This is a genomic window from Microcoleus sp. Pol12B5, from assembly GCF_036701335.1.
In the GTDB taxonomy this organism is placed as follows: Bacteria; Cyanobacteriota; Cyanobacteriia; order Cyanobacteriales; family Microcoleaceae; genus Microcoleus.
This window is the reverse complement of record NZ_JAUBQQ010000139.1, coordinates 1-3,263: the sequence shown is the minus strand read 5'-3', so window position 1 is coordinate 3,263 and position 3,263 is coordinate 1. Positions and strand designations below refer to the sequence as shown.

Below are 3,263 nucleotides of genomic sequence, written 5' to 3'. Positions count from 1 at the left end.
CTAATTAACTCATAATTTTGCCTGGAATATCATTCTACTATGTATTTGTGTAATTAATTCTGTGTAACTACTTATCAAAGTGATTTCAAGTCGGCTGGGTTCTTCGCGGATTATGGAGAACTTCATGACTTCGATCCAGGAACTGGGGTCGATGTCTATCAAAGCATTACACTGGCGAAAAACGATTCCCTCGCGATCTCATTCCAATGGGACTCGCCGCTCGATCGTTCAACCAACGACCTCGATATTTACCTGGTTGACAATACAAAACAAAAAATCTTGGCTAGCAGCCAACTGTCAAACGTGGGAGGAGATCCGATCGAGTATTTCACCTTCCGCAATAATGGTTCGTTTGGCTCGGATCAGTTCAATCTCATGATTGCCAAGCGATCGGGTTCTGCTCCCGGTTTGATGAAGTACGTGGCGAGTGGTTCCTCTACCTTCAAAATCAACAATTACAACACCAATAGTTCAACTATATATGGCAACGCAAATGCCAGGGGAGTTGCAGCAGTCGGAGCCGCCCCTTACTTTGGCACCCCTGCTTACGGTGTAAATCCGGCAAGATTAGAAGACTTTTCTTCGGCTGGCGGCACTCCGATTCTGTTTGACGAGAGGGGTAATCGTTTACCCAAACCTGAGTTTCGCCCGCAGCCGAAGTTCGTCGGGCCTGACAACACCAATACGACGTTCTTTGGCACAGACATTCCTCAAGATGCTGACGGTTTCCCCAACTTTCTGGGCACATCGGCAGCGGCTCCTCATGTAGCGGCAGTTGTGGCTTTGATGCTGCAAGCAAATCCCCGCTTAAGTCCTGCGGAAATTAATCGAGCACTAGAGCAGACGGCTCTGGATATGGATGATCCAAACACGCCCGGTTTTGATGTTGGATTTGACTATGCCACTGGATCTGGTTTGATTCAAGCCGATCGGGCGATCGCTAAAATTGTCGTCTAATTGAGATTAGAGTCTCCATCCCTGCCACGAGATCGGGGAGGCAGAGTAAGCTTCTATGAAGGTCGATCGCCTGTGGCAGATTGAGGCGATCGCACGACGACGGCAGAAAGGGCGATCGGGCTAATTCTCTACATTCCAACTCTAGAATCCTATGCTGTATTCCCCATTTAAGCGACTCAAATCGACCCACTCTAGGCTCACTAATGTTTTCCTAGAGCGTCGGTTCAGTATTAGGATTTGACAAAACTGGATTAGTATGATATGGCTTGAAAAGCCTTTTCAATTCTAACAATCAGGAAGAAGGAAGAAACTTTATGCGTCCTCCCTTATGGCATCCTCCAATTGAACTCTCAGACCCTGAATCGTTGATTATCAAACGCATCAAAAGAGCCAAGCTATTCACGTTTCTTCGACTCAACCGTTCATTGATATTTAATGATGAGTTCCAAGAGGAACTCGCTACAATTTTTAAAGACAGCACAGTGGGTCACAGCCCAGTTCCTCCTGCACAACTTGCCTTGGCAATTATTCTACAAGCATATTTGGGGATTTCTGATGATGAAGTGATTGAAGAAATGATGATGGATCAACGGTGGCAGTTAGTTCTTGATTGTCTCAATTGTGAAACTCCCCCTTTCAGCAAAGCTACGTTGGTTAGATTCAGAAAGGGCTTAATTAAAAAAGAACTCGACCAACGTTTAATTGACCGCACAGTAGAAATTGCCAAACAAAAAGGTGGATTTGGCTCATCTCAACTTAAAGCTGCCTTAGATTCCTCCCCGTTATGGGGAGCCGGTAAAGTCGAAGATACATATAATCTATTGGGTCATGATGAGCGTAAGGCAGTGAGTGTGATAGCTGCTGTGCAGGGGCGGGAGCCAGCAGAAATTGCCCTGGAAGCCGGTGCAGCCATCCTCAATAGTTCCAGCTTAAAAACGGCCTTAGATTTAAACTGGGATAATCCTGTAGAGCGTCAAAATGCACTCTTCATTATCCTAAATAGCTTAGATTCTGTAGAAGAATGGATGCAAAGCCAGTCTAATTGTGATGAGTTTGAATCGGCTCAAGATAGCTTGTATATTGCCCGAGTCATTGAATCCCAAAATGTGACTTTAGACTCTCAAGGAGTTCCTAATCTTGCTAAAGGGGTAGCCAAAGACCGTCGCATTTCTATTGAGGATCCCGATATGCGGCATGGGCGAAAAAGCCGGTCTAAAAAAATAGATGGATATAAACGCCACGTCCTCAAAGATTTAGATAGTGGTGTAGTTTGCGCGGTGGCGTTGACTCGCGCCAATACTCCAGAATCCGCTGCTACAGTTGACCTAGAACGTGACTTGAAATTTCAAAATATTCACCTAGCTGAGTTACATATTGACCGGGCTTATTTATCTAGTCATTGGGTTACACAACGGGATGATAAATTACATATATTTTGTAAGGCGTGGCCGGTCAAAAATTCTGGGCGGTTTGATAAAAATTCCTTTTTCCTAGACTGGGATACACATTTAATTAGCTGTCCTAATCAGGTAAGTGTCTCATTTGAACCCGGAAAAACTGTTCATTTTCCTCAGAGTGAATGTGCCATTTGTCCTCTGAGAAAAGACTGTACAAACAGTAAAAGAGGACGTAGTGTATCAATTCATCTTGATGAAGCCTTAATGCAAGAGTTGCGAGCGCGTCAATCCACTGCTATTGGTCGCCAAGACTTGAGAAAACGTACTACAGTTGAACACTCTTTAGCGCATATTGGGCATTGGCAGGGGAACCGCGCCCGGTATCTTGGACAGCGGAAAAATCTCTTCGATCTACGCCGAGTCGCTGTTGTCCATAATCTTCATGTCATTGCTCGAATGGCTGAGGTTCTGCCAATTAAACCGGGCATAGAGTCTAACTCATTGACCGGGTAAGTCCATACATCTGTTTTCTTGTCAACTCCTAATACTGAACCGACGCCCTAGCTTCCATTTCCCTGTTCCTGCTTGCCACTATCCCGCTATTAACTACTCCTGGCTCTCTCTTCCCAGCGATCGCTCAAACTACCGATGCTCGTCAAGCAGAGGGCGATCGGCTAATGCAGCAGGGGCTTCAACAGTTTCAGACTGGCCAATTTCCAGCAGCGCTGAATTCCTGGCAACAGGCACTGCAAATTTATCGAGCCATCAAAAACCGTTACGGGGAAGGTTGGATACTGGGCAATTTAGGAGCTGCTTACCTCTCTCTGGGCGACTATAGCAATCCTAAATCATTATCAAGACTATGATACAATTATATGCAATACTTGATTGTGACCATAAAAAAATGAA

3 protein-coding genes are annotated in these 3,263 nt (G+C 45.2%); all 3 read left to right on the top strand.

All coding sequences use genetic code 11. From position 1 onward, the window contains the following. The first annotated feature begins 279 nt into the window (after positions 1-279). The 3 genes from QUA24_RS26885 (at position 280) to QUA24_RS26875 (ending at position 3,220) form a co-directional block, all read left to right on the top strand. A complete protein-coding gene (locus tag QUA24_RS26885; protein WP_333233449.1) occupies positions 280-957 on the top strand; it encodes a S8 family serine peptidase in 678 nt (225 codons plus the stop codon). 314 nt (positions 958-1,271) lie between these two features. Continuing rightward, entirely contained in the window at positions 1,272-2,867 is a 1,596-nt protein-coding gene (locus QUA24_RS26880) for an IS1182 family transposase (RefSeq protein ID WP_333233447.1), read from the top strand. Positions 2,868-3,031: 164 nt separating this feature from the next. Continuing rightward, positions 3,032-3,220: a tetratricopeptide repeat protein gene (locus QUA24_RS26875; protein ID WP_333233445.1), complete on the top strand. Its 189-nt coding sequence runs from the start codon at positions 3,032-3,034 to the stop codon at positions 3,218-3,220. Positions 3,221-3,263 lie beyond the last annotated feature (43 nt).